Source organism: Nitrosomonas sp. Nm84 (assembly GCF_003201565.1).
Classification (GTDB): Bacteria; Pseudomonadota; Gammaproteobacteria; order Burkholderiales; family Nitrosomonadaceae; genus Nitrosomonas.
On the sequence record NZ_QJJP01000081.1, the window covers coordinates 1 to 1,198 of the forward strand.

Genomic DNA, 1,198 nt, shown 5'->3' on the forward strand with positions numbered 1-1,198 from the left:
GGGCTTGTCGGGAAACTCAAAAGAGCTGAGAAAGACAGAAAACCGACAACGACACATCAAGAAGGCGCAGAATTAACAGAGAATAGAATCTCTGGAAGCCTTTTCTGCCGTAAATTTGCCTTATTTGGCAGATGGAGTGCGGATTTATCCTATGTATGACACAACGTAATTCGATCAACCCCTAATGTCATTAGCCGCTTGAGATTGAATACCAGCGCCCGAATACCCACCTGAAACTGCACTTTCACCAACCCGCGATAGCGAACCTTCTTATTGCGATGCGCAAACACACGTTCATAAGGCGCGCGAATTGCTGATAACCAACGATCTTTATCGCGATTCTTTTCTTTCATATTGTTCTTCTTGATGGTTCCATCATGACAACCTTTGCGCTTGAGTGTGATTTTGACAGGATTCAAACCATATCCTTTGTCTGCGTAGACTGCGCCACCATTGGGACAAACATGCTGAAAACCGTGTGCGTCAGTCACTTCCGCAGAAGTCGCCGCAACCTTGTTAATCAAACCACTTTGCATATCCACCGAAACATGCTCCTTGTAGCCAAACCAGTATTTGTTCTTCCCCTTGCAGCCAAAGCGCGCTTGCTTGTCCGCCGCAACTTTCCCGGCAGTTTCGTTGTTGAACTGCTCGACCCCTTGCTTGATCGCCCGGTCCCGGTCGTCCCAGGTGGTTAATTTACTGATCAACTGACTCGCATCAACAAAAGTAAATATTTCCCGTATCAGCCCCATGCCTTGCAAACCATTTCGTACTTGAGAAAAAATATCCATCAATCTCCCGGTTCCCAGGCGCTTGCGAAACTCACCAAAATAACTGTGATCCGGTGCTGCCTCTCCCAGATTCATATCACAAAACCATTTGCACGCAAGATTCTCCTGAAGATAGCGTTCCATCTCTCGATCACTTAAATCTTCCATAAATTGAATGGTCAGTGCTCGCAAGCCAAATTCAAATCCTTTCTCTTTGCGGCCTTTGGGCGAATAAAGCCCTCGATAAGCCAAACTCAGCTTATCGAATGGTAATAATTGATCCAGCTTTCGATACGAATGATCCAGCGGTACCAGAGCATCCAGGGTAAGAAATAAGTTGCCTTGTTCTCTTTTCTTCATCAACAAATCCTGTCGGTTTTAACTTTCCGTAGTATCGCTTAATTTCTTGACAATTTCCCGACAGTCCC

The 1,198-nt window shown here is 45.7% G+C and carries 1 protein-coding gene; it reads right to left on the reverse strand.

Annotated features, from left to right (window positions below):
• Nucleotides 1–149: 149 nt before the first annotated feature.
• Nucleotides 150–1,130: a transposase gene (locus C8R34_RS16160; protein WP_110342311.1), complete on the reverse strand. Its 981-nt coding sequence runs from the start codon at nt 1,128–1,130 to the stop codon at nt 150–152.
• Between the last annotated feature and the right edge of the window lie 68 nt (nt 1,131–1,198).

Coding starts and splice junctions, on each gene's coding strand:
- C8R34_RS16160 (WP_110342311.1), bottom strand. CDS start 1,130: ATGAAGAAAAGAGAACAAGGCAACTTATTTCTTACCCTGGATGCTCTG.